The sequence below is a fragment of the Burkholderia humptydooensis genome, assembly GCF_001513745.1.
Classification (GTDB): Bacteria; Pseudomonadota; Gammaproteobacteria; order Burkholderiales; family Burkholderiaceae; genus Burkholderia; species Burkholderia humptydooensis.
Map to the genome: position 1 here is coordinate 2,476,068 of NZ_CP013382.1, position 20,345 is coordinate 2,496,412.

General features: G+C 69.1%; 15 protein-coding genes and 1 pseudogene. 2 read left to right on the forward strand and 14 right to left on the reverse strand.

Annotated elements, in window-relative coordinates; all coding sequences use genetic code 11:
• Positions 1-98: 98 nt before the first annotated feature.
• From AQ610_RS29820 to AQ610_RS29855, 8 genes are all read right to left on the reverse strand, one after another.
• Positions 99-821, reverse strand: coding sequence for a haloacid dehalogenase type II (locus tag AQ610_RS29820; protein WP_006027992.1), 723 nt, complete (start codon positions 819-821; stop codon positions 99-101).
• Positions 822-1,179: 358 nt separating this feature from the next.
• A complete protein-coding gene (locus AQ610_RS29825; RefSeq protein ID WP_006027994.1) occupies positions 1,180-2,208 on the reverse strand; it encodes a chemotaxis response regulator protein-glutamate methylesterase in 1,029 nt (342 codons plus the stop codon).
• A 6-nt stretch (positions 2,209-2,214) separates the two neighbouring features.
• Positions 2,215-4,551 carry a hybrid sensor histidine kinase/response regulator gene (locus AQ610_RS29830; protein ID WP_006027995.1) on the reverse strand — a complete coding sequence of 779 codons (2,337 nt, stop codon included), beginning with the start codon at positions 4,549-4,551 and terminating at the stop codon, positions 2,215-2,217.
• On the reverse strand, positions 4,548-5,273 hold the full coding sequence (locus tag AQ610_RS29835) for a chemotaxis protein CheW (RefSeq protein WP_006027996.1): 726 nt from the start codon (positions 5,271-5,273) through the stop codon (positions 4,548-4,550). The genes AQ610_RS29830 and AQ610_RS29835 overlap by 4 nt, the downstream gene beginning before the upstream one ends.
• On the reverse strand, positions 5,254-6,858 hold the full coding sequence (locus AQ610_RS29840) for a CheR family methyltransferase (protein ID WP_006027997.1): 1,605 nt from the start codon (positions 6,856-6,858) through the stop codon (positions 5,254-5,256). Before AQ610_RS29840 ends, AQ610_RS29835 begins: the two co-directional genes overlap by 20 nt.
• Positions 6,855-7,373 (reverse strand): chemotaxis protein CheW, encoded by a 519-nt coding sequence (locus AQ610_RS29845; protein ID WP_006027998.1) that lies wholly within the window; start codon positions 7,371-7,373, stop codon positions 6,855-6,857. Before AQ610_RS29845 ends, AQ610_RS29840 begins: the two co-directional genes overlap by 4 nt.
• Before the next feature lie 30 nt (positions 7,374-7,403).
• Entirely contained in the window at positions 7,404-9,080 is a 1,677-nt protein-coding gene (locus AQ610_RS29850) for a methyl-accepting chemotaxis protein (RefSeq protein ID WP_009915775.1), read from the reverse strand.
• Between the two features lie 170 nt (positions 9,081-9,250).
• Positions 9,251-10,348 carry a hybrid sensor histidine kinase/response regulator gene (locus AQ610_RS29855; RefSeq protein ID WP_006028000.1) on the reverse strand — a complete coding sequence of 366 codons (1,098 nt, stop codon included), beginning with the start codon at positions 10,346-10,348 and terminating at the stop codon, positions 9,251-9,253.
• 508 nt (positions 10,349-10,856) lie between these two features.
• Between AQ610_RS29855 and AQ610_RS37790 the strand changes: the two genes are divergently transcribed.
• Complete coding sequence (locus AQ610_RS37790) at positions 10,857-11,084, forward strand: hypothetical protein (RefSeq protein WP_009915777.1); 228 nt, start codon at positions 10,857-10,859, stop codon at positions 11,082-11,084.
• 435 nt (positions 11,085-11,519) lie between these two features.
• Here the strand turns inward: AQ610_RS37790 and AQ610_RS29865 are convergent, their stop codons facing one another.
• The 6 genes and pseudogenes from AQ610_RS29865 to AQ610_RS37795 form a co-directional block, all read right to left on the reverse strand.
• Positions 11,520-12,953: an aldehyde dehydrogenase family protein gene (locus AQ610_RS29865; RefSeq protein ID WP_006028001.1), complete on the reverse strand. Its 1,434-nt coding sequence runs from the start codon at positions 12,951-12,953 to the stop codon at positions 11,520-11,522.
• A gap of 54 nt (positions 12,954-13,007) precedes the next feature.
• Positions 13,008-14,648 carry an acetolactate synthase large subunit gene (locus AQ610_RS29870; RefSeq protein WP_006028002.1) on the reverse strand — a complete coding sequence of 547 codons (1,641 nt, stop codon included), beginning with the start codon at positions 14,646-14,648 and terminating at the stop codon, positions 13,008-13,010.
• Positions 14,649-14,941: 293 nt separating this feature from the next.
• Complete coding sequence (locus tag AQ610_RS29875; protein ID WP_009915778.1) at positions 14,942-16,522, reverse strand: Na+/H+ antiporter; 1,581 nt, start codon at positions 16,520-16,522, stop codon at positions 14,942-14,944.
• A gap of 162 nt (positions 16,523-16,684) precedes the next feature.
• Positions 16,685-17,971, reverse strand: a complete 1,287-nt coding sequence (locus AQ610_RS29880; RefSeq protein WP_009915779.1) for a DUF445 domain-containing protein — start codon at positions 17,969-17,971, stop codon at positions 16,685-16,687.
• Between the two features lie 28 nt (positions 17,972-17,999).
• Positions 18,000-18,533 (reverse strand): GNAT family N-acetyltransferase, encoded by a 534-nt coding sequence (locus AQ610_RS37115; RefSeq protein ID WP_043283007.1) that lies wholly within the window; start codon positions 18,531-18,533, stop codon positions 18,000-18,002.
• 87 nt (positions 18,534-18,620) lie between these two features.
• Positions 18,621-18,744: pseudogene (locus tag AQ610_RS37795) on the reverse strand (ubiquinol oxidase subunit II); the annotation flags it as partial.
• Between AQ610_RS37795 and AQ610_RS29890 the strand changes: the two are divergent.
• The gene (locus tag AQ610_RS29890) at positions 18,706-20,334 is read left to right on the forward strand and encodes a phospholipase D family protein (protein ID WP_043283008.1); all 1,629 of its coding nucleotides are present in this window, start codon (positions 18,706-18,708) and stop codon (positions 20,332-20,334) included. The pseudogene AQ610_RS37795 and the gene AQ610_RS29890 sit on opposite strands and share 39 nt — an antisense overlap.
• The last annotated feature ends 11 nt before the right edge of the window (positions 20,335-20,345 follow it).

Genomic DNA, 20,345 nt, shown 5'->3' on the forward strand with positions numbered 1-20,345 from the left:
GGATTGTACGCGATGCCGCGCGCACGCGGCAACCGGCGCGGTGACGGCGGGCGCGCGGACGGAGACGGGCGCGAAAGCAAACGTGGACGTGAATGCCGTCACGCGCCGAAGCGCTCCGCGAGCTCGACGAAATCCGCCGCGACGACGTCCCAATCCTGCTCCGCGCGCAGATCTGCCGTCTGCGCGGGACCGTGCTCGCGCGGGCGCGCGACGAACGCGGTCCGATAGCCGCAGCGCCGCGCGGCCGCAAGGTCGCCGTTGTGCGCGGCGACGAGGCACACCTCGTCGGGACGCAGCGCGAGGATGTCGGCCGTGCGCAGGTACGCCTCGGGCGTCGGCTTGTACGCCTGCGCCACTTCGGCGCCGAGGATCGCGTCCCACGGCAATCCCGCGCGCTTCGCCATGTCGATCATCAGGATCACGTTGCCGTTCGACAGCGGCGCGATGATGTAGCGCGCCTTCAGCCGCGCGAGCCCCGCGACCGAATCGGGCCACGGATCGAGCCGGTGCCACGCGAGATTCAGTGCGTCGAGATCGGCGTCGGCCACGCCCGCGCGATCGATGCCGAACGCGGGCAGGATCGCTTCGAGATTCTCCCGATGCAGCACGTCGAGCCGCGTGAACGGCCGGCGGCCGCTGCGCACGTGCTCCATCGCGGGCGAATAGCGCGCGCGCCACGCATCCGCGAAAGCGGCCGGATCGGCTCCCGCGCCGCCGTACTTCGCAAGAAACGGCGTCGCGTCGCGAATGACGCCGGAACGCCAGTCGACCACGGTGCCGAACACGTCGAATACCAATGCCTTCACGCCAAGCGCCTGCATGATGCTCTCCTGAGTCGTGGAATGACGTTTCAGGATGCAGCGGGCCCGTCGGCGGCTCGAACCGGGCCCGTCGCCATGCGCGCGCAATCGGCCGGGACCGCGGCAAACGGCTCGCCGGCCGGCGAAGCGCGCGCATACGACGAACGCAGGACCGCCCCGCACGGTCCGCCGAACGCGGGCCGCCGCTCCTGCACGTCTGGAAGAAACGCACATCTGCCGCTCGACATTATCGGCGATCGCATGCAGGCGTTCTTGGCAAAGAAATCGAGGCCGACGTCGAAATCGAAACCAGATTCGGCGGGCGAATCGCAGCGAGAGACCAGCGCCGCATGAGGGCGCGCGACGAACGCGCGCGGCCTCAGCGCCAGCGCTGCTTGTTGCGCTGAACGAGCGAGATCAGTTGATCGGCGATCCGCTCGAGCGGCAGCACCGCGCTCGCCGCGCCGATCGCGGCGGCCGCCTTCGGCATTCCGTACACCGCGCTCGTCGCTTCGTCCTGCGCGATCGTGTAATGCCCCTTCGTGCGCATCGCCTTCAGACCGAGCGCGCCGTCGCGTCCCATGCCCGTCAGCAGCACGCCGATCGCCTCGCCCTTCCAGTGATCGACGACGCTGTGAAAGAACACGTCGACCGATGGCCGGTAAGGCGTCTCTTCCGGACGCCGCGTATACGCGAGCAATCCGCGCGACGTCAGGTGCAGGTGGTCGTTCGTCGCCGCGAGCAGCACCTCGCCCGCCTGCGGCACGCTGCCCTGCCGCGCGATGCGCACCGGCAACTGCGAGTAGCCGTCGAGCCACTGCGCCATGCCGATCGCGAACGCCTGGTCGACATGCTGGACGATCACGATCGCCGCCGGAAAATCGCCCGGCAGCCGCCGCAGCAGCGCGGTCAACGCAGTCGGCCCGCCCGCCGACGCGCCGATCGCGACGAGCGGCGGCAGCGCGCCCTGCGGCGCGGGCGCGGCGGCGGCGGGCGCGGCCACGGGCGAGCGCGTCGCGAGCAGCCGGCCGATCTGGTCGATCTTCACGAGCAGCGGCTGCGACGGATCGGCGCTGCCGCCCTGCTCGAGCGTCGGCGTGTCGACCGCGTCGAGCGCGCCCGCGCCCATCGCCTCGTAGACGTACGACGCGTTCGCGCCGACGTTCGCGGTGACGATCAGGATCGCGCACGGCGAGCGCGCCATGATGCTGCGCGTCGCCGACACGCCGTCGATCCGCGGCATCACGAGGTCCATCAGGACGAGGTCCGGCGACTGCGCGACGCAGAAATCGACGGCCTGCGCGCCGTCCGTCGCGACCCACAGCACGCGGTGCTCGGGCCGCAGCGCGATCGCGCGGCGCAGCGCCTCGACGGCGAGCGGCAAGTCGTTGACGATGCCGATGTTCATGGCTTCTTACGCGTCCCCAATCAGGTCTTGCACGGCATCGAGCAACGCCTCGTCGTGGAAGCCGCCCTTCGCCAGGTAATAGTCGGCGCCCGCTTCGAGCCCGCGCCGCCGGTCCTCGTCGCGATCCTTGTACGACACGATCATCACCGGCACCGCTTTGAGCAGCGGATCGCCCTTGATCAGCGTGACGAGCTCGATGCCGTCCATCCGCGGCATGTCGATGTCGGTGACGACGAGATCGAAGCTGTCGCCGCGAATCGCGTTCCAGCCGTCCATGCCGTCGATCGCGATCGTCACGTCGTAGCCGCGCTTCTCGAGCAGCTTGCGCTCGAGCTCGCGCACGGTCAGCGAATCGTCGACGACGAGCACGCGCTTCGCGCGCCGCGCGAGCGCATCCTGATCGCCGCGGCGCACCGTCGCGAGCTGGCCGCCGCGAATCAGCTTGTCGATCGAGCGGATCAGATCCTCGACGTCGACGATCAGCACCGGATCGCCATTTTCCAGCAAAGCGCCCGCCGCAATGTTCTGAATTTTGTTGAGGCGTCCGTCTAACGGTTGCACGACGAGCATCCGCTCGCCGAGGAAACGGTCGACCGCGACGCCGTAAGTCTCCGGCTCGCCTCCGACGACGACGACGGCCGTCGTCGGCCGGCTCTCGTCGAGCTCGCTCGCATCGAACAACTGATGCGCGGTGACGAGGCCGACGCGGCGATCGTCGAGCGGAAAATGCGGCTGGCCCTCGAGCACGTCGAGGTCCGCGCGGTCGAGCTCGAGCGTGCGGCGCACCTGCACGAGCGGGAACGCGTACGGCTCGCCGCCGACGTCGACGATCAGGCTGCGGATCACCGACAGCGTGAGCGGCAACTGCAGCACGAAGCGCATGCCGAGGCCCGGCTCGTTGAAGATCCGCACCGCGCCGCGCACCGATTTCACCATCTCCTGCACCGCGTCGAGGCCGACGCCGCGGCCCGACACGTCGGTCACCTGCTCGCGCATCGAGAAGCCCGGCAGCAGCAGGAATTCGAGCAGCTCCGGGTCGGACAGGCGCGCGGCCGTGTCCTCGTCGGTCAGGTTGTGGCGGACGATCGCCGCGCGCACCGCGGCCAGATCGGCGCCGGGGCCGTCGTCGCTCACGCTGACGAGGAGCGACCCGGCGCTGTGCCGCGCCTCGAGCGTGATGGTCGCTTCAGCCGGCTTGCCGCGCGCGAGCCGCGCATCGGGCGGCTCGACGCCGTGGTCGATCGCGTTGCGCAGCAGGTGGCCGAGCGGCGCGTCGAGCATGTCGAGGATGTCGCGGTCGACCTGCGTCGCCTCGCCGACGATCGAGAAGCGCACACGTTTGCCGAGCGAGCGTGCGAGATCGCGCACGACGCGCGGGTACGCGCGCGTCGCGTCGCCGAACGGACGCATCCGGCATTGCAGCGCCTCGTCGTACAACTGCTCGGCGATGTGCGAGCTGCGGCGCTCGAAGCGGTCGAGCTCGTCGAGCCGCGCCGCGAACGTGCGCTGCAAGTCGGTGAACATCTGCCGCACCTCGTTGAGCGCGGCGCGCACGCGCGGGTCCGCATCGTCGGCGAGCACTTCGAAGGCCGAATCGAGCGAGCGCGCCGCATCGCGCTGCGCGCGCTTCACGCGCAGCATCGATTCGGCGAACGGCTTCAGCCAGCGCGACTCGACGAGCGACTCGCCGGACAGGCTCAACAACCGGTTCAGCGTGTCGGCGCGCACGCGGCGCACCTGGCTCGACGCGCGGTCCGCGTCCTGCGCGCGGGAGGACGGCCGGGGGGCGTCGTGGGGCAGGGCGTCGCGCGGCATGTCGGCCGCAGTCGCATCGTGCGCATCGTGCGCATCGCCAGTTTGCCGCGCATCACGCGCATCACGCGCGTCGCGTGCGTCGCGTGCGTCGCGTGCGTCGCCGGCGTCCGCGTCCGCGCTCGCTGCGCTCGCCCCCGCCTCCGCCGCCGCGAGCGCCGCCGCGAACGCGTCGATCTCGTGCGGCGCGACCGACGCCGCCGTCTGCGGATCGCCGACGCGCACGAGCAGATCGACGCCCGTCAGCAGCGCGTCGACGTGGCACGGCGTCAGCGGCTGCCGGCCGTGCTGCGCGGCGACGAAGCAATCCTCCATCCGCCCCGCGATGTCGACGCCCTGCGGCACGCCGACGATCCGCGCCGCGCCCTTGAGCGAATGCGCGGCGCGCATGCACGCCTCGAGCGTCGCCGCGTCCTGTGCGCCGCGATCGAGCGCGAGCAGCCGCTCGGACAGCGCCTGCGTCTGCGTGTGCGTCTCCTCGCGGAACAGCTCGAGCAGAGACGCGCGGCCGAGATCGTCGTCGGCGCTCATCGCAGGCTCCGCGTCAGCGAATCGAACAGGCGGTCCTCGTCGAGCAGGCCGATCGTCTTGCCGCGCCACGCGAACACGCCGCGCGAATGCACGGCGCCCGCGCGCGCGACGGTGGCCGGCACCGGCATCCAGTCGGCGGGCGTGAAGCGCAGCACGCCTTCGACTGCGTCGACCGGAAACACGACCGGATCGCCGCGATGCGCGACGACGAGCATCCGCGTGAAGCTCGTGCGCGACGCGGCGCGATCGGCGCGCGCATCGAGGCTCAGCAGCTCGGCGAGCGACACCGCGACGCGCAGCATCCCGCGCACGTTGACGATGCCGAGCACCGCGCGGTTGCGCCGATGCGGCAGCGGATGGATCGAGCGCGTATCGGTGATCTCGCGCAGTGCGCGAACCGGCAGCGCGAGCCATTCGTCGGCGACGCGAAACGCGAGCGCCGAATGACCGGACTCGGCTTCGCCGTCGCCGTCGCGCGCCGCCGGCGCCGCGTTCGAGCGCGGCGCGCGCTCGGCGGCAAGACGCGCCGCCTCGGCGAGATCCGCGTCGGTCAGCGGCCGGTCGAGCAGCAGCGCCGCGTGCCGCTCGTACACCGGGCAGTTCAGGCAGCGTCGACAGGTATCGAGCCGCTCGCACGAGCGGTCGCCGCGCGTGCCGATGCGATTCCAGCAGGCATCGATGTCGAATGCGATCTTCGGTCGCTCAACGACGTCGCGTTCCATGGGTTCCTCTCGGTTCGCCGTCGTCCGTGTCGGTCACGGACGCGGCCGATTCGTACTGGGCCGCGCGTCGTGCCCGTTGCATCAGCCATTGTGCGCTGTCCCGATCGCCCGCGATGTCGAGCAGCGTCGCCAGATGAGTCAGCGCTTCGTAATGCGACGGATCGAGGTACAGCGTCTTCCGATAGCAGTCCGTCGCTTCGTCGCCGCGGCCTCGCGCGTCGGCGATCAGGCCGAGCAGGTAGAACGCTCCGGCGCTCGGGCCGGACTGCTCGATCGACGCGTGCACCGCCTGCTGCGCGGCGTCGAGCGCGCCGGCGTCGGCGAGGCGGCGGGCGGCGTCGAGCGGCGCTTCGGCGAGCGCGCCCGCATGCGAAGCGTCGGTCGCGCGCGGCGCCGCGCCGGCATTGCGCGTGGCCGCCGCCGATGCGAGCCGGCCGGCATCGGCCGACGCGTCGGGCAGCGTATCGAATGCCGGACGCGCGGCGAACGATTCGAACGCGGGCGGCCCACCGTCGATCGCGCGCGCGATCGGCTCGGGCGTCGGCCAGCCGGCATCGAAGAGCCATTCCTGCGCGATCGCGCGCAGCGTGCCGCCGAGCGTCGGCGTGCGATCGCCGCCCGCAGCGCCTGCACTTCCCGCGATGCCTGCACTTCCCGTCGCCGCCGCGCCGCGCCGCGCGCCGCCCGCCCCTTGCGCGCCGACGCCGCTCGCGCCGGGCCGCGTCGACGCATCGGCAGCCGGCTTGCGAAACGCGAACGCGAGCGGAATCTGCGCGGACGCAAGCCCCTGCCGCATCACGACGCCCGTCTCGGCCGGCCCGACGAACAGGATGCCGCGCTCGTCGAGCCGCTCTTCGACGATCCGCACGACGCGATCCTGCGCGCCCCGATCGAAATAGATCAGCACGTTGCGGCAGAACACGAAGTCGTACGGCTCGCCCGCGCAGCCGGGCAGATCGAGCAGATTCGCCTGCCGGAACCGCACGCACGCGCGCACCCGCTCGTCGAGCACCCAGCCGTCGGCCGCCGCCTTGAAATGCCGGTCGCGAAAGCCGAGCGCGTGGCCGCGAAACGAGTTGCGGCCGTAGCGCGCGCGCTCCGCGTGCGCGATCGCGCGCGCGCTGATGTCGAGCGCGTCGATCTCGAAGCGCGCCGCATCGATGCCCGCGTCGAGCAGCGCCATCGCCGCCGAATACGGCTCCTCGCCCGTCGAGCACGGCGCGCTCAGGATTCGCAGCACGCGCGCGGGCTGCGCGAAGAGACGCTGCGCGCCGAGCCGCGCGAGCGCGCCGAACGCCTCGCACTCGCGGAAGAACCAGGTCTCAGGCACGACGAACAACTCGATCAGCGCGCGCCGCTCGTCGGTCGATGCGTTCAGGCGCCGCCAGTACGCGTCGAGCGCCTCGTCGGTGATCGGCTGCTGCGGGTGGCCCGCCTGCGCGGCCGCGCCGTCGCCCGCGCCGGGCTGCGTCGCGGCGATCCGCTCGCCGAGCGCGCGCGCGACGAAATCGTTGCCGAGCGACGCGGGATCGATGCCGGTCTCGCGCGAGAGCCACGCATGAAAACGCGGATCGAAGACGTTCATTGCCCGCCTCCCGCCGGCGCGCCGTGCGCATCGAGCGACGCTGCGTAGTCGAACAGCAACGCGCGCGCGTCGCCGTCGACGATATGCTGGACCGCGACCCACTGCACGACGCCGTCAGCATCGCTCGCGATCGGTCCGAGCCAGCGCGCGTGCGGCGTCGCGAATCCGCTGTCGCGAAACGCGGCGCGCGCAATCCGCGCGGTCTGCGTCGCGCGTTCGACGATGAGCCCGAGCAGGCGCGCGCGCGGCGGCGCGAACGCCTGCTCGGCGTACGCGGGCGGCCGGTAGCGCACGAGCACGAGCCGCGTCGAGCGCAGCGGCTGCGCGGGGCGCCCGAGCGCGAGCCGCGGCACGTCGATCACCGGCACCGGCTCGCCTCGATGCATCAGGATCCCGGCCGCCCATGCGGGCGCGCCGGGAATCGTCTTCGTCGCGGCGAGCGGCAGCACTTCGGCGATCTCCGCCGCATCGAGCGCGTAGCGCTCGCCGTCGAGGTGGAACAGCAGGAACAGCATGTCGGCTCCGCCTTTCCCGTCACGCGCGCATCATGCGTCGACCTTGAAGCGCGACACGCCGGTGCGCAACTGGTTCGCGACGAGCGTCAGGTCGTCGATCGCCTGCGACGACTGCCGCAGCGATTCCGCTGTCTGCTGCGCGGCCTCGGACAGTTGCGCGAGCGCCTGCGTGATCTGCTCGGCGCCGCTCGCCTGCGTCTGCATCCCTTCGTTGACCATCTGGAAGCGCGGCGCGAGCGTCTGCACTTCGGCGATGATCTGCGACAACTGCCCGCCCACTTGCTGGACATCGCGCATCCCGCGGCGCACCTCCTCCGAGAACTTGTCCATTCCCATCACGCCCGCCGACACCGCCGACTGGATCTCCTTCACCGTCTGCTCGATGTCGTACGTCGCGACGGCCGTCTGATCGGCGAGGCGGCGGATCTCGGTCGCGACGACCGCGAAGCCGCGCCCGTATTCGCCCGCCTTCTCCGCCTCGATCGCCGCGTTCAGCGACAGCAGGTTGGTCTGGTCGGCGACCTTCGTGATCGTCGCGACAACCTGATTGATGTTGATCGCCTTCTCGTTGAGGATCGCGAGCTTCGCGTTCACCGAGCCCGCCGCGTCCATCACGCTGCGCATCGTCTCGCCCATCCGCGTGAGGCCGCTCTGGCCGACGCCCGCGAGCGTCGCCGACTGCTCGGCCACCCCCGACACTTCGTTCATCGTACGCAGCAGATCGCGCGACGTCGCGAAGATCTCGCGCGACGTCGCACCGATCTCGGTCGTCGTCGCCGCGGTTTCGTTCGCGGTCGCCTGCTGCTCGCGCGAGGTCGCCGCGATCTCGGCGACCGACGTCGTCACCTGCAGCGACGACTGCTGCGCCTGCGCGACGAGCGCGGTCAGCTCGTCGGCCATCCGGTTGAAGCCGCTCTCGAGCGTGCCGAATTCGTCGCTGCGGCCGAGGTTCAGGCGCTGCGTCAGGTTGCCGGTGCGCATCACGTCGTGCACGTCGATGAGCCGTGCCATCGGCACCGTCACCGCGCGATGCAGCAGATAGCCGAGCGCAAGCGCGGTCACGAGCACGACGCCGAGCGCCACCGCGAGCGTGATCTCGGTGCCGTGCACCGATTCGCGGATCAGCGTCGCCGACTGATCGGCGAAGCGCCGGTTCTCCTGCACGAGAATGTTCGCATGACGAATCACCTCTTCCCACGCGGGCGTCATCTTCGCGTACGCGGCGAGCGCGTCGGGCTTCGCGCCATGCGCTTTCTGCACGGTGTCGTTCAACAGCGGCAGGTAGCGGTCATACGCCGCGCGGAACGTGTTGAAGCGCTCCTGGTCGTCGCCGCGAAACGTCGACGCCTGATACGCGGACGACAGCTTGTCGAACTCTTCGAGCAAGCCCGGCACCTTCGCGAGATCGCGCCGGGTCGCGTCGGCATCGGCGTCGACGAACACCGCGCGCTGCAGCGTGATGTACGACTCGTTCGCCGCCGCGCGCAGCGACGACGCGAGATAGACGCCCGGCAGCGAATCGCGCTCGATGCTGACCGCCTCGTCGTTGATCGCGCGCAGGCGCTGGTAGGACAGCGCCGCCATGAACAGCATCAGCACGAACAGCACGCCGAAGCTGAACAGGATCCGGTTGCCCAACGTGAGCCGGCTGCCGGCGGCGGGTTTGCGGAGTGTCTCGTTGCTGGCGCGAGGCGTCACAGTGGGCATGTCGTTCTATCCGGCTGGCGGAAATCAGGTGAATGAAGCGGCGCGCGGCGCGCCGGGCGAATCGCATCGATCCCGGCGCGACGCGCAACCCGGGCCTCGCGAGTGTAACTTGAACCACCGCAAACGAGATGTGCCCGCGCGCGAACGCTGCGCGCATTGCGCGCCACGCGTCACACGGCGCTCACATCCTTCGGAATCCGAAGTCCCGCGAGAAAGCCGCGCGGCGTGTAGCGCATCAGGATCTGCCCGCGATGCTTCGCGGCCGTCGCGCGCACGAACGCGAGACCGAGCCCGAAGCCGCCGCGCTGCGCGCCGCCCGCCGGCACGAGCCGCACGAACGATTCGGTCGCGGCCGCGCGCTGCTCGGGCGCGATGCCCGCGCCTTCGTCCTCGACGCCGATCAGCCAGCCGTCGCCGTCCTCGACGAGCGTGCAGCGCACCTCGGAGCCCGCGGGGCCGTACTTCAGCGCATTATCGACGAGGTTCGCGACCGCGCGCGTGAGCATCATCCGGTCGCCGATGCACAGGCACTCTGTCGGCGGCACGTCCGCGCGCACGCGGCTGCCGACGCTGCCCGCCTTCTCCCAGAGTTGGTCGACGGCGTCGAGCACGACCTCGTTCAGGCTCACGGTGTCGCTCGGCCGTTTCTCCGATTGCGCGCGCGTCAGATGAATGAAGCCGTCGGCGAGCGCGAGCGCGCGGCGCGCATGCATCTCGATCCGCTCGAGGATCGGCGGCATCGCGCCGTGCTCGTTGCGATAGACGTCGAGGAGCGCGAGGATCGACGTCTGCGGCGTGCGCATGTCGTGCGACAGGAAGTCGAGCACCTCGTCGCGCTGCCGCAGCATCAGATACGAATTCGAGTGGTAGCGGATGCGCGCGATCAGCTCGATCGTGTCGGGCAGCTTGACGAGATAGTCGTTCGCGCCGGCGACGAACGCCGCGCGCTTGACGACGGGCTCCTCCTTCGCCGACAGCACGATGATCGGCACGCGGGCCGTCTGCGCGTCGGCGCGCCACGCGCGCACGAGGTCGAGGCCGTCGATGTCGGGCATCACGAGATCCTGCAGGATCACGGTCGGCTTCACTTCCTTCGCCATCGCGAGCGCGCGCTGCGCGTCGGTGCATGTGTGCAGCACGATGTCGCTCTCCGGGACGAGCGAGCGGCGAATCACTTCGCCGACGAACGCCTGGTCGTCGACCAGCAGCACCGAGATCCCCGATTCGAGCGAATCCGGAGCATTATCCCTGCTCGTTTTGTTCATCATGTCTTAGCACTACACAATCGTTGCCTTGTCGCCTGTTCCGCCAGCCCCGTTCGTCGCTCGCTTGCCCGGCATGGTGAGGCATGCGACCGCGTGAGCGCGAGCCCGCCGTTCCTCGCAGGACGGCAATGAAACGGGCCCTCATTCTTTCTCAAAACGGATATAAAGCACCGATATTAAATGAAATTAAGTCGGCTCGCCGATCTCGCGCGATAATCGCAGCGCATTTCACTTCCTTTTACGATCGAATCTTCGGTCGATCAGGCAAAAACGCGTATCGGAACGATCCGGTTGATTCGATAGCCACAATGCGCCGGATACGCCCGGCACGCAATTGCATCCGTGCAGTGTGTTATCTGCCAGCCACAGTCTGATTTATCAATTGCGCCTGCAACACTGCAAGATGTGGAAGCGCAAACGTTTTCGTCGATGCGGATCGCCGAACATGCGTCGAATGTGCGCCGGCGGGCGGGAAACGGTCCGCGACGCTTGCCGGACAGGCGTTTGCGGCATGCGCGCGACGCGCGCCGCCGTCGCGCCCGGCCGTGCGCGCGAACATGCGAAACCACGGCGCCCGGATGCGCGGGACGTCGGTTTGACCGTCTGGTCGGTGGGCGATAGCATGCCGAACGTTGTGCAGCCGCGCGCGTCGCAGGCGAGCCCCGGCGCCATCGCGAACGTTCCGCGCATCACGCGTCACTATCCGTTTTTTCGAGATATCGGCGATCGAGGCCGCTGATTCCTTATCTCAATATTCCCGCAATTTTCGTTTAAAACGAGCGCAGCACTTTCTTATCCAATTATTCACGGTATCCTCATGAAACCGAGTTACCGCGTTGGTGAAACTATCTCGAAAATGGCCACATTCGACGTGGATTCCGTGCGCCGGATCGACGCGATTCGGCGGACTGATCGTCAGCGGTACGCATTATTCGGCGCTGATGATGGGCATGGTCGCGACCTTTCTCAGCGAGCGGCGGGCGACACGGTGACGAGGGCATGACGGATCGTCGCGATCGCGGCAGCCTGGCTGCGATCGCCCGCCCGTGCCAGCCGCTCCGGTCGCCGCGTCCGATTCGGATGGCGAAAGAACAAGTCCGACGAATCCCGCGGACATCTCGCGGCGAGACCGCGCAGGCGCGGGCGAACGCGGCGCCGAACCGCCCCGCCGCGTTCAGCGCCGGCGCACGACCATCAAGCGCAGCTCGGTCATGTCCTCGATCGCGTAGCGGATTCCTTCGCGGCCGAGCCCCGAGTCCTTCACGCCGCCGTATGGCATGTTGTCGACGCGGAATGACGGCACGTCGTTGATCACGACGCCGCCCACTTCGAGTTCGTCCCATGCGCGCTGCGCATGCGACAGCGAATCGGTGAACACGCCCGCCTGCAGGCCGAAGTCGCTGTCGTTCACGCGCGCGAGCGCGTCGTCGAAATCGGAGTACCGCTCGAGCAGCGCGACCGGGCCGAACGCCTCCTTCCGATACAGATCCTGATCGCGGCGCACCTCTTCGAGCAGCGTCGCCTCGAACATCGCGCCATCGACCTTGCCGCCCGCGACGATCTTCGCGCCCGCCGCCACCGCCGCGTCCATCCAGCCCGCGAGCCGCCGCGCCTCGGATTCGGAGATCATCGGGCCGACGAACGTGGCCGGGTCCTTCGGATCCCCCATCTTCAGCGAGCGCGTCTTCGCGATCAGCCGCTCGCGCAGCGCATCATAAACATCCGCGTGCGCGATGATCCGCTGCACGCCGATGCAACTCTGCCCGGATTGGTAGTACGCGCCGAACGCGAGACGATCGACGACGTAGTCGAGCCGTTCGCGCTGGTCGGCGTCGACGATCGCCGCCGCGTTGCCGCCCAGCTCGAGCACGACCTTCTTCTTGCCCGCCTTCTCCTTCAGCGCCCAGCCGACGGCGGGCGAGCCCGTGAACGACAGCAGCTTGAAGCGCTCGTCGGTCGTGAAAAGATCAGCGCCGTCGCGGTGCGCGGGCAGGATCGAGAACGCGCCCTTCGGCAAATCGGTTTCCGCGAGCACCTCGCCGATGATCAGCGCGCCGATCGGCGTGCGGCTCGCGGGCTTCAGCACGAACGGGCAGCCGGCGGCGAGCGCGGGCGCAACCTTGTGCGCGGCGAGGTTCAGCGGGAAATTGAACGGCGAGATGAACGAGCACGGGCCGATCGGCACGCGCTTGTAATAGCCGCTGTAGCCCTGGGCGCGCGGCGAGATTTCGAGATTGACGAGGCCGCCCTCGATGCGCACCGATTCCTCGGCCGCGACGCGGAACGTATCGATGAGGCGCGTCACTTCGCCCTTCGAATCGTTGATCGGCTTGCCCGCCTCGATGCACAGCGCCTCGGCGAGCTCGTCGAAGCGTTCGCGAAAGCGCGCGACGCAGTGTTCGAGGATCGCCTGCCGCTTGAACGCGGGCAGCGCGCGCAACGGCTTCTGCGCGTCGACGGCCGCCGCGATCGCGGCGTCGATCGCCTTCGCATCGGCAAGCGCGACGCGCGTCGCGACCGTGCCGCTGTACTTGTCGGTGACGTCGAGATCGGTGTTCGCGTACACCGCCTCGTTTGCGAGGTAATACGGATAGGTTTCCTTCAGCATGTCGAATGACTCCGTCCGGTTGATGTCCGGTTGATCCGCGGTCCGCCTGCTGCGTCACAGTTGCGCCGACAGGCGCTTGATTTCGCGATTGAGCACGCGCTCGTTGTCCGAGTAGTCGATCGGCACGTCGATCAGATGCACGCCCGGCGACGCGAAGCACTCGCGCACGAGCGGCTCGAGCGCGTCGGCCGACGCGATCCGGTGCCCGTGCGCGCCGTAGCTCTGCGCATACGCGACGAAATCCGGGTTCGCGAGCGTCATCGCGTAATCGGGGAAGTTCATGTTCTCCTGCTTCCAGCGGATCATGCCGAACGCGTCGTCGCGCAGGATCATCACGACGAGATCGAGCTTGAGCCGCACCGCCGTTTCGAGCTCCTGAGAATTCATCATGAAGCCGCCGTCGCCGCACACGGCGATCACCTTGCGCTGCGGATGCACGATCTTCGTCGCGATCGCCGACGGCAGCCCCGCGCCCATCGACGCGAGCGCGTTGTCGAGCAGCAGCGAGTTCGGCTCGTGCGCGCGCCAGTAGCGTGCGAACCAGATCTTGTACATGCCGTTGTCGAGACACACGATGCCATCTTCCGGCAGCGACCGGTACAGATCGTTGACGATGCGCACCGGATACATCGGAAAGCGCGGATCGTCCTGCCCCTTCTTCAGGTGCGCCTCGAAGTGCTCCTTGATCAGCATGAAGCGCGAGAAATCCCAGTGCGGCTGCCGCGTGAGCTTCTCCTTCATCTGCCACACCGCGTTCGCGATGTCGCCGACGACCTCGATCTGCGGGAAGTAGACGGGATCGACCTGCGCGCCGAGGAAATTCACGTGGATCACGGTCTTGTCGTCGGCGCGCATGAAGAACGGCGGCTTCTCGATCACGTCGTGGCCGACGTTGATGATGCAGTCAGCGTGCTCGATCGCGCGGTGAACGAAATCGCCGTCCGACAGCGTCGCGTTGCCGAGCCACAGCGGATGCGTCTCGTCGATCACGCCCTTGCCCATCTGCGTCGTGAAGAACGGAATGCCCGTCGTGTCGACGAACTCCTTGAGCATCTTGCAGGTGGTCTTGCGATTGCCGCCCGCGCCGATCATCAGGAGCGGATGGCGCGCCGCCTGGATCGCGTCGATCGCGCGCGCGAGCGCCTTCTCCTCGGCGATCGGCCGGCGGCTGTAGCTCGCCGGAATCGGCTCGCCGTCGCCCTCCTCATGCGCGATGTCCTCGGGCAATTCGAGATGCGTCGCGCCCGGGCGCTCTTCCTCCGCGCGCCGGAACGCCTCGCGCACCGCCGACGGAATGTTGCCGATCGACACGATCTGCCGCGTGAGCTTCGTGAGCGGCTGCATCATCCCGACGACGTCGACGATCTGGAAGTGCCCCTGCTTGCTCGACTTGATCGGCTTTTGCCCGGTGATCATCAGCATCGGCATGCCGCCCAGTTGCGCATACGCGGCCGCGGTGACGAAGTTCGTCGCGCCGGGCCCGAGCGTCGCGAGACATACGCCCGTCTTGCCGGTCAGCCGCCCGTAGGTGGCCGCCATGAAGCCCGCCGCCTGCTCATGCCGGGTCAACACGAGCTTGATCCGGGATCGCCGCAGCGATTCGAGCAGATCGAGGTTTTCCTCGCCGGGAATGCCGAACACATACTGGACGCCTTCCGCCTCCAGCGCCTTCACGAACAGATCGGATGCTTTCATGGGGACTCTCGGTTGGTGCCGCGCATCCGGTCTACGGTCCGCGCGGCGTTGAGCGACGCGCGCGCCGGCCTACGGCGCGCGCGACCCTTTCCTTCGACAGACAAAAGCAACAGCAAGCCATGCGAAACAGCCGCGGCGATGCACGGCGCGGCCCGCTTCAGCCCAATTCAGCCGGCGCGCGCTCGACGGCGCGCCAGTGGCGGGGGCGCTTTCCGATTGTAGGTGATCGACGAAAAAGTCGCTTCGGGCCGCACGGTTTACGAAACGATGACAGACGCGCCAGGCGCGCGCCGCTACCCCTTCGCATGCTCGGCCGCAATCTCCTGCAGATCGAGATCGCGTTCGAGCAGATACAGCATCTCGTCGTGAATCTGCCCGCCGCGATGCAGCCGCAGCAGCTCCGCGCGGCCGGCCGCGATCGCCGCGAGCACGACGTCATAGTGCGCTTCACGCTCGCTCTGCGCAAACGCGGGCTCGTTCTGATGGCGCGCGGTCATGTTCGCGCGGTACGTATATTGCTCGAGCAGCCGCGGGTGGATCACGTTGCCGTCGGCGTCGCGCACGAGCGGCTGGATCGCCGCGAGTTGCGCGGCCTCGACGCGCGCCCACGTCTGCGGCTCCGTCAGATGATGCGCGGCTCGCCCCGGATCGCGCAGCTTCAGCAGCCGGATCAGCGGCCCGATCGTCGTGCCCTGCAGCAGCACGGTGACGAGAATCACCGCGAACGCGGCGACGAGGATCAGGTCGCGGCCCGGCATCGCGTCCGGCAGCGACAGCGCGATCGCGAGCGTCACGACGCCGCGCATCCCGGCCCAGCTCATCACGGCCGCCGCCTTCCAGTCGCCGCGCAAGCCGCGCCCGCGCACACGCGCGACGGGCGCCTTCAGCAGCTCGACAGCGAACACCCAGACGAAACGCGACGCGACGACGGCGACGAGCACCGCGACCACCGCGGGCGTCATCGTCGCGAACACCTCGCCGAGCCCGCCGAGCCGCTCGATCACGCCGCGCAGCGACAGCCCGATCAGCACGAACACGAGCGCCTCGAGCAGGAACACGATCACCTGCCAGAACGCGGTGCCGCGATTGCGCACCGACGCCGAGAACACCTCGTGCTGATGCCAGCCGAGCATCATCCCGGTCGTCACGGTCGCGATCACGCCGGACACCTCGAACATCTCGCCCGCGATATAGCTGATCCATGCGGCGAGAACGGCCACCGTGATCACCAGATAGTCGTCTTCGATGAGCTTCAGGAGCCGCACGATCAGCCAGCCGACGACGCCGCCGACCGCGACGCCGCCGACGCCGAGCTCCGCGAAGCGCACGACGGCGTCGCCCGCGCTGAACGCGCCCGTCAGCGCGGCGGCGACCGCGAAGCGAAACAGCACGAGCCCTGCGGCGTCGTTCAGGAGGCTCTCGCCTTCGAGCAGCACCATCAGCCGGCGCGGCAGCGCGACGCGCTCGAGCACGGCCTTCGCGGCGACCGCGTCGGGCGGCGACACGATCGCGCCGAGCGCGAAGCACGCGGCCCACGGCAGCCCCGGCGCGACGAGATGCACGGCAACGCCAACGGCGAGCGTCGTGAAGGCGACCGCGCCGATCGCAAGCATCATGATGCCGCCGACGTTGCGCTTGAATTCCTCCCACACCGAGAAGTACGCGCCGTCCATCAGCAGCGGAGGCAGGAACACGATCAGCACGAGATCGGGATCGAGATTGACGGGCGGCAGCCCAGGCAGGAACGCGATGCCCGCGCCGCCGACGAGCAGCGCGGCCGCGGGCGGCAGCTTGAGCCGCTTCGCGAGCAGCTCGAGCGCGACGATCGCGAGAAAGGACAGCAAAACGAGCTTGAATGCCGAGACCGGGGACATGACGCGCCTTCCACGCTGGGATTGAACGGCCGAACCCGAACGAACGGTCGGCCCGGTCGCGCGATTACAGCATGAGCATGCATCCCGCGTCGAGCGCGCGAATGTCAAATCCGTTCAGGGCGCCGATGTTTGCGCGCGGCGATGCGGCGGCGCGCGAGCGCCTCAGTAGGGCAGCGCGCCCACCCACCGTGCGATGCTCGACACCGCGTAGAGCCCGAGCCCGATCAGCCCGCCGACCAGCGTGCCGTTGATCCGGATGTACTGCAGGTCCTTGCCGATGTTCAACTCGATCTGCCGCGACATCTCGCGCGCGTCCCAGTTCTTCACGGTGTCGCTGATGTGCCGCGTCAGGAATTCGGCGAACTCGGGCGCCATCTCGCTCGCCGCGCGCTCGACGTGCTCGTTCATCGAATCGCGCAGTTGCGGGCTCTGCGCGAGGCGCTCGCCGAGCCAGCCGCCGAGCGCCGTCGCGCGCTGGTGGACGACCGAATCGTCGCGCGCGAGGTCGGCCTTCAGCCACGCGCGCAACTGGTCCCACAGGTCCTTCATGTAGCGGTTGAACGCGTCGCCGTCGCGCAGATAGCGCTTGATCTCCTCGCCCTTTCCGATGAACGCCGGGTCGCCCTTCAGCCGCGCGACGAGGCGCGCGGCCGCGTCGTCGAAGCTGCGCCGCAGCCGGTGCTCCGGGTCCTCGGCGATCTGCGTGAGCACCCGCGTGACGACGTTCGAGATCAGCTCCGCGCCGTGCTCGCCGAGCCAGTTCGTCGGCAGCAGCTTCTCCATCTTCGGGAACTGGTATTTGAGCCAGTCGACGATGTACGTCGCGATCGACGCGCGATTGTCGGGATCGCGAAGGAATCCGACGATCTGCGCGATTCCGTCGTCGAGGAGCGCCTGGTGGCGGCCGTCCTTCGTCAGCGTGTCGAGGATCGCGCCCGCCGATTGCGACAGGTCGATCCGGTCGAGCACCGCATGGAACGCGTCCTTCATGAACGACTGGATGCGCACGTCGTCGGTCATGTCGAGCCCGAACGCGATGAGGCGCGCCGCGTAGCCGCCGAGCACGTCCGCGTTGCGCGGCGTCGCGAGCCACTGCGCGAGCCGGGCGGCCGGATCGTGCCGCTTGATCAGCGCGACGATCGACGCCGGATCGAGAAACTTCTCGTGCACGAATGCGGCGAGATTGTCGGCGATTTTTTCCTTGTTCTGCGGAATGATCTCCGTATGCCGCGACACGAACGGGATCGGCACGCGGCGAAACAGCGCGACGACCGCGAACCAGTCGGCGAGCGCGCCCACCATCGACGCCTCCGCGACCGCCTTGACGCCGTCGATCCAGAAACCGCGCGGCGCGAACAGCGTCGCCGCGAACACGCCGGCCGCGGCGAGCAGCAGCGCGAGCGCGCGCCGCTTGCTGTTCCGGAGTTCCCGTTCCTTGTCGTCGAGCATCGCGATCCGGCCGTATCGATTCCGCACGTCAGCCGCGCGGCGGCGCGGACGGCAGGAACCTCATCATCAGCAGCTCGTCCGCGTAGCCGTTCGCGCCCTTGAGCGCGCGCGGCTCGACGCCGTACGCGACGAAGCCGTGCCGCTCGTAGAACGCGCGCGCCGCGCCGTTGCCGTCGATGACGGCAAGCGTCACCTGCTCGACCGTCTGCGCCGCGGCCGCGAGCGCCGCGTCGAGCAGCGCCGCGCCGACGCCGAGCCGCCGCGCGGCGGGCGCGACGTACACGCCCCACAGGAAGCCCTTGTGGCGCTCCTTCGCGCCGTCCAGCCGCTTGAAGCCGGCCATGCCGGCGATCGCGCCGTCCACGTATGCGCCGAACACGATCGAGCTGTCGAGCCGCTGCGCGAACGCGGCGAGGGAACGCTCGGCCTCCGCGTCGTAGGTCGAGCCGAACGCCTCCGGCGCGTCGCGCAGCGCGGCGAGACGGATCGCGCGGTAGTCGGCCGCGTGCGCGGCGAAGAGCCGCCTGATTTCGACGGACGGGGCGGATGCCGGATGAGTCATGACGGGCTTCGCGAGCGGGAGAAATGGACTCGTCAGATGGTACACCGGCCGGCGCGCGGCTCGGTTGACCCGCGTCGTCGGCGCCACTTAGAATGCCTTCGCGCGGTGCACCGGCCTGCCGCGCCGTCGATTCGACGTTTCGTTCCGACAGATGCCCGAAGGAGTCCCCAACGTGCCGGATCGCCCCGCCCGCCGCCGCCTTGCGCCGCGCCGTCCGCTGCGCATCGTGACGGCCGCCGCGCGCGCGCTCGCCCTGTGCGCGGCGCTCGGGCTCGCCGGCTGCGCGACGCACCCGCCCGCCACCGCGCTCGACCGCACGGTCTCTCGCGCGCTGCCGCCCGATGCGCCGACCCCGCTCGCCGACGCGCTCGCCGCGCAGGCGCGCGTGCATCCGGGCGAATCGGGCTTCGTCGTGCTGCCGCGCGGCGACGAGGCGCTGCAGATGCGGATCGCGGTCGCGCGCGCGGCGGCGAAGACGCTCGACATCCAGTACTACATCGCCGCCGAGGACACGACGGGCAAGCTGCTGCTCGGCGCCGCGCTGTATGCGGCCGATCGCGGCGTGCGCGTGCGGATGCTCGTCGACGATCTGAACTTCAAGGACGTCGACAGGCTGATGGCCGCGCTCGATGCGCACGCGAACCTCGAAGTCCGCGTGTTCAACCCGTTCGGCGCCGCGCGCCTCGGGATGTTCGCGCGCACCGCGAACGTCTTCACGCGGATCGACAATTTCACGCGCCGGATGCACAACAAGGCGATGATCGCGGACAACCAGATCGCGATCGTCGGCGGGCGCAATCTCGGCGACGAGTATTTCAACGCGAGCCCGACGCTGCAGTTCCGCGACCTCGACGTGCTCGCGGCCGGCCCCGTCACGCGCGACGTTTCCACGAGCTTCGACGCATACTGGTCGAGCGCGCTCACGTATCCGCTGCCGGCGCTGAATCAACGGCGCTACGACGCGAAGGATCTGGATGCGGCGCGCGACGCGCTGCGCGCGCACTGGCGCGCGAATGCGACGCCGTTCAACGCGAAGCCGCTGAACGCGACGCCGCTCGCCGCGCAGATCGCGCGCAACGAGCTCGGCCTCGTCTGGGCGAGCGCGGAATTCACGGCCGATTCGCCCGACAAGATCGCCGCGCCCGACGACAGCTACAAGAGCCCGCCGATGCAGCGGCTCTTCGAACTGACGCGCGACGCGCAGCGCGAATTCCTCGTGCTGTCGCCGTATTTCGTTCCGCACGACGCGGGCGTGAAGGCCCTCGGCCGGCTGACCACGCGCGGCGTGCGCGTCGCGATCCTGACGAATTCGCTCGCCGCGACGGACGCGGTCGCCGTGCAGGCGGGCTACGCGCCGTATCGCGCGGCGATGCTGAAACACGGCGTCGAGCTGTACGAATACAAGCCGGATCAGGGCCGATCGCGCATCGGCATGCTGGGTTCGCGCTCGCGCGCGAGCCTGCATGCGAAGGCGTACGTGATCGACCGGAAGATTCTCGTGATCGGCTCGATGAATCTCGACCCGCGTTCCGCGCACCTGAACACGGAGCTCGCGCTCGTGATCCACAGTCCGCAACTCGCGAACGAAGTCGCGAATCTGTTCGACGAAGTGACGAAGCCGACGATCAGCTACCGCGTGACGCTCGCACCCGATGCGCCGCACGCGCCCGCCTGGCCGCTCGTGTGGACCGAAGTCGCCGACGGCCGCGTGCGCACGTACAGCGTCGATCCGAACGCGGGCTTCTATCGGAACCTGCTCGCGGGATTTTGCCTGCTGCTGCCGATCGACGATCAGCTTTGACGCAAGACGCG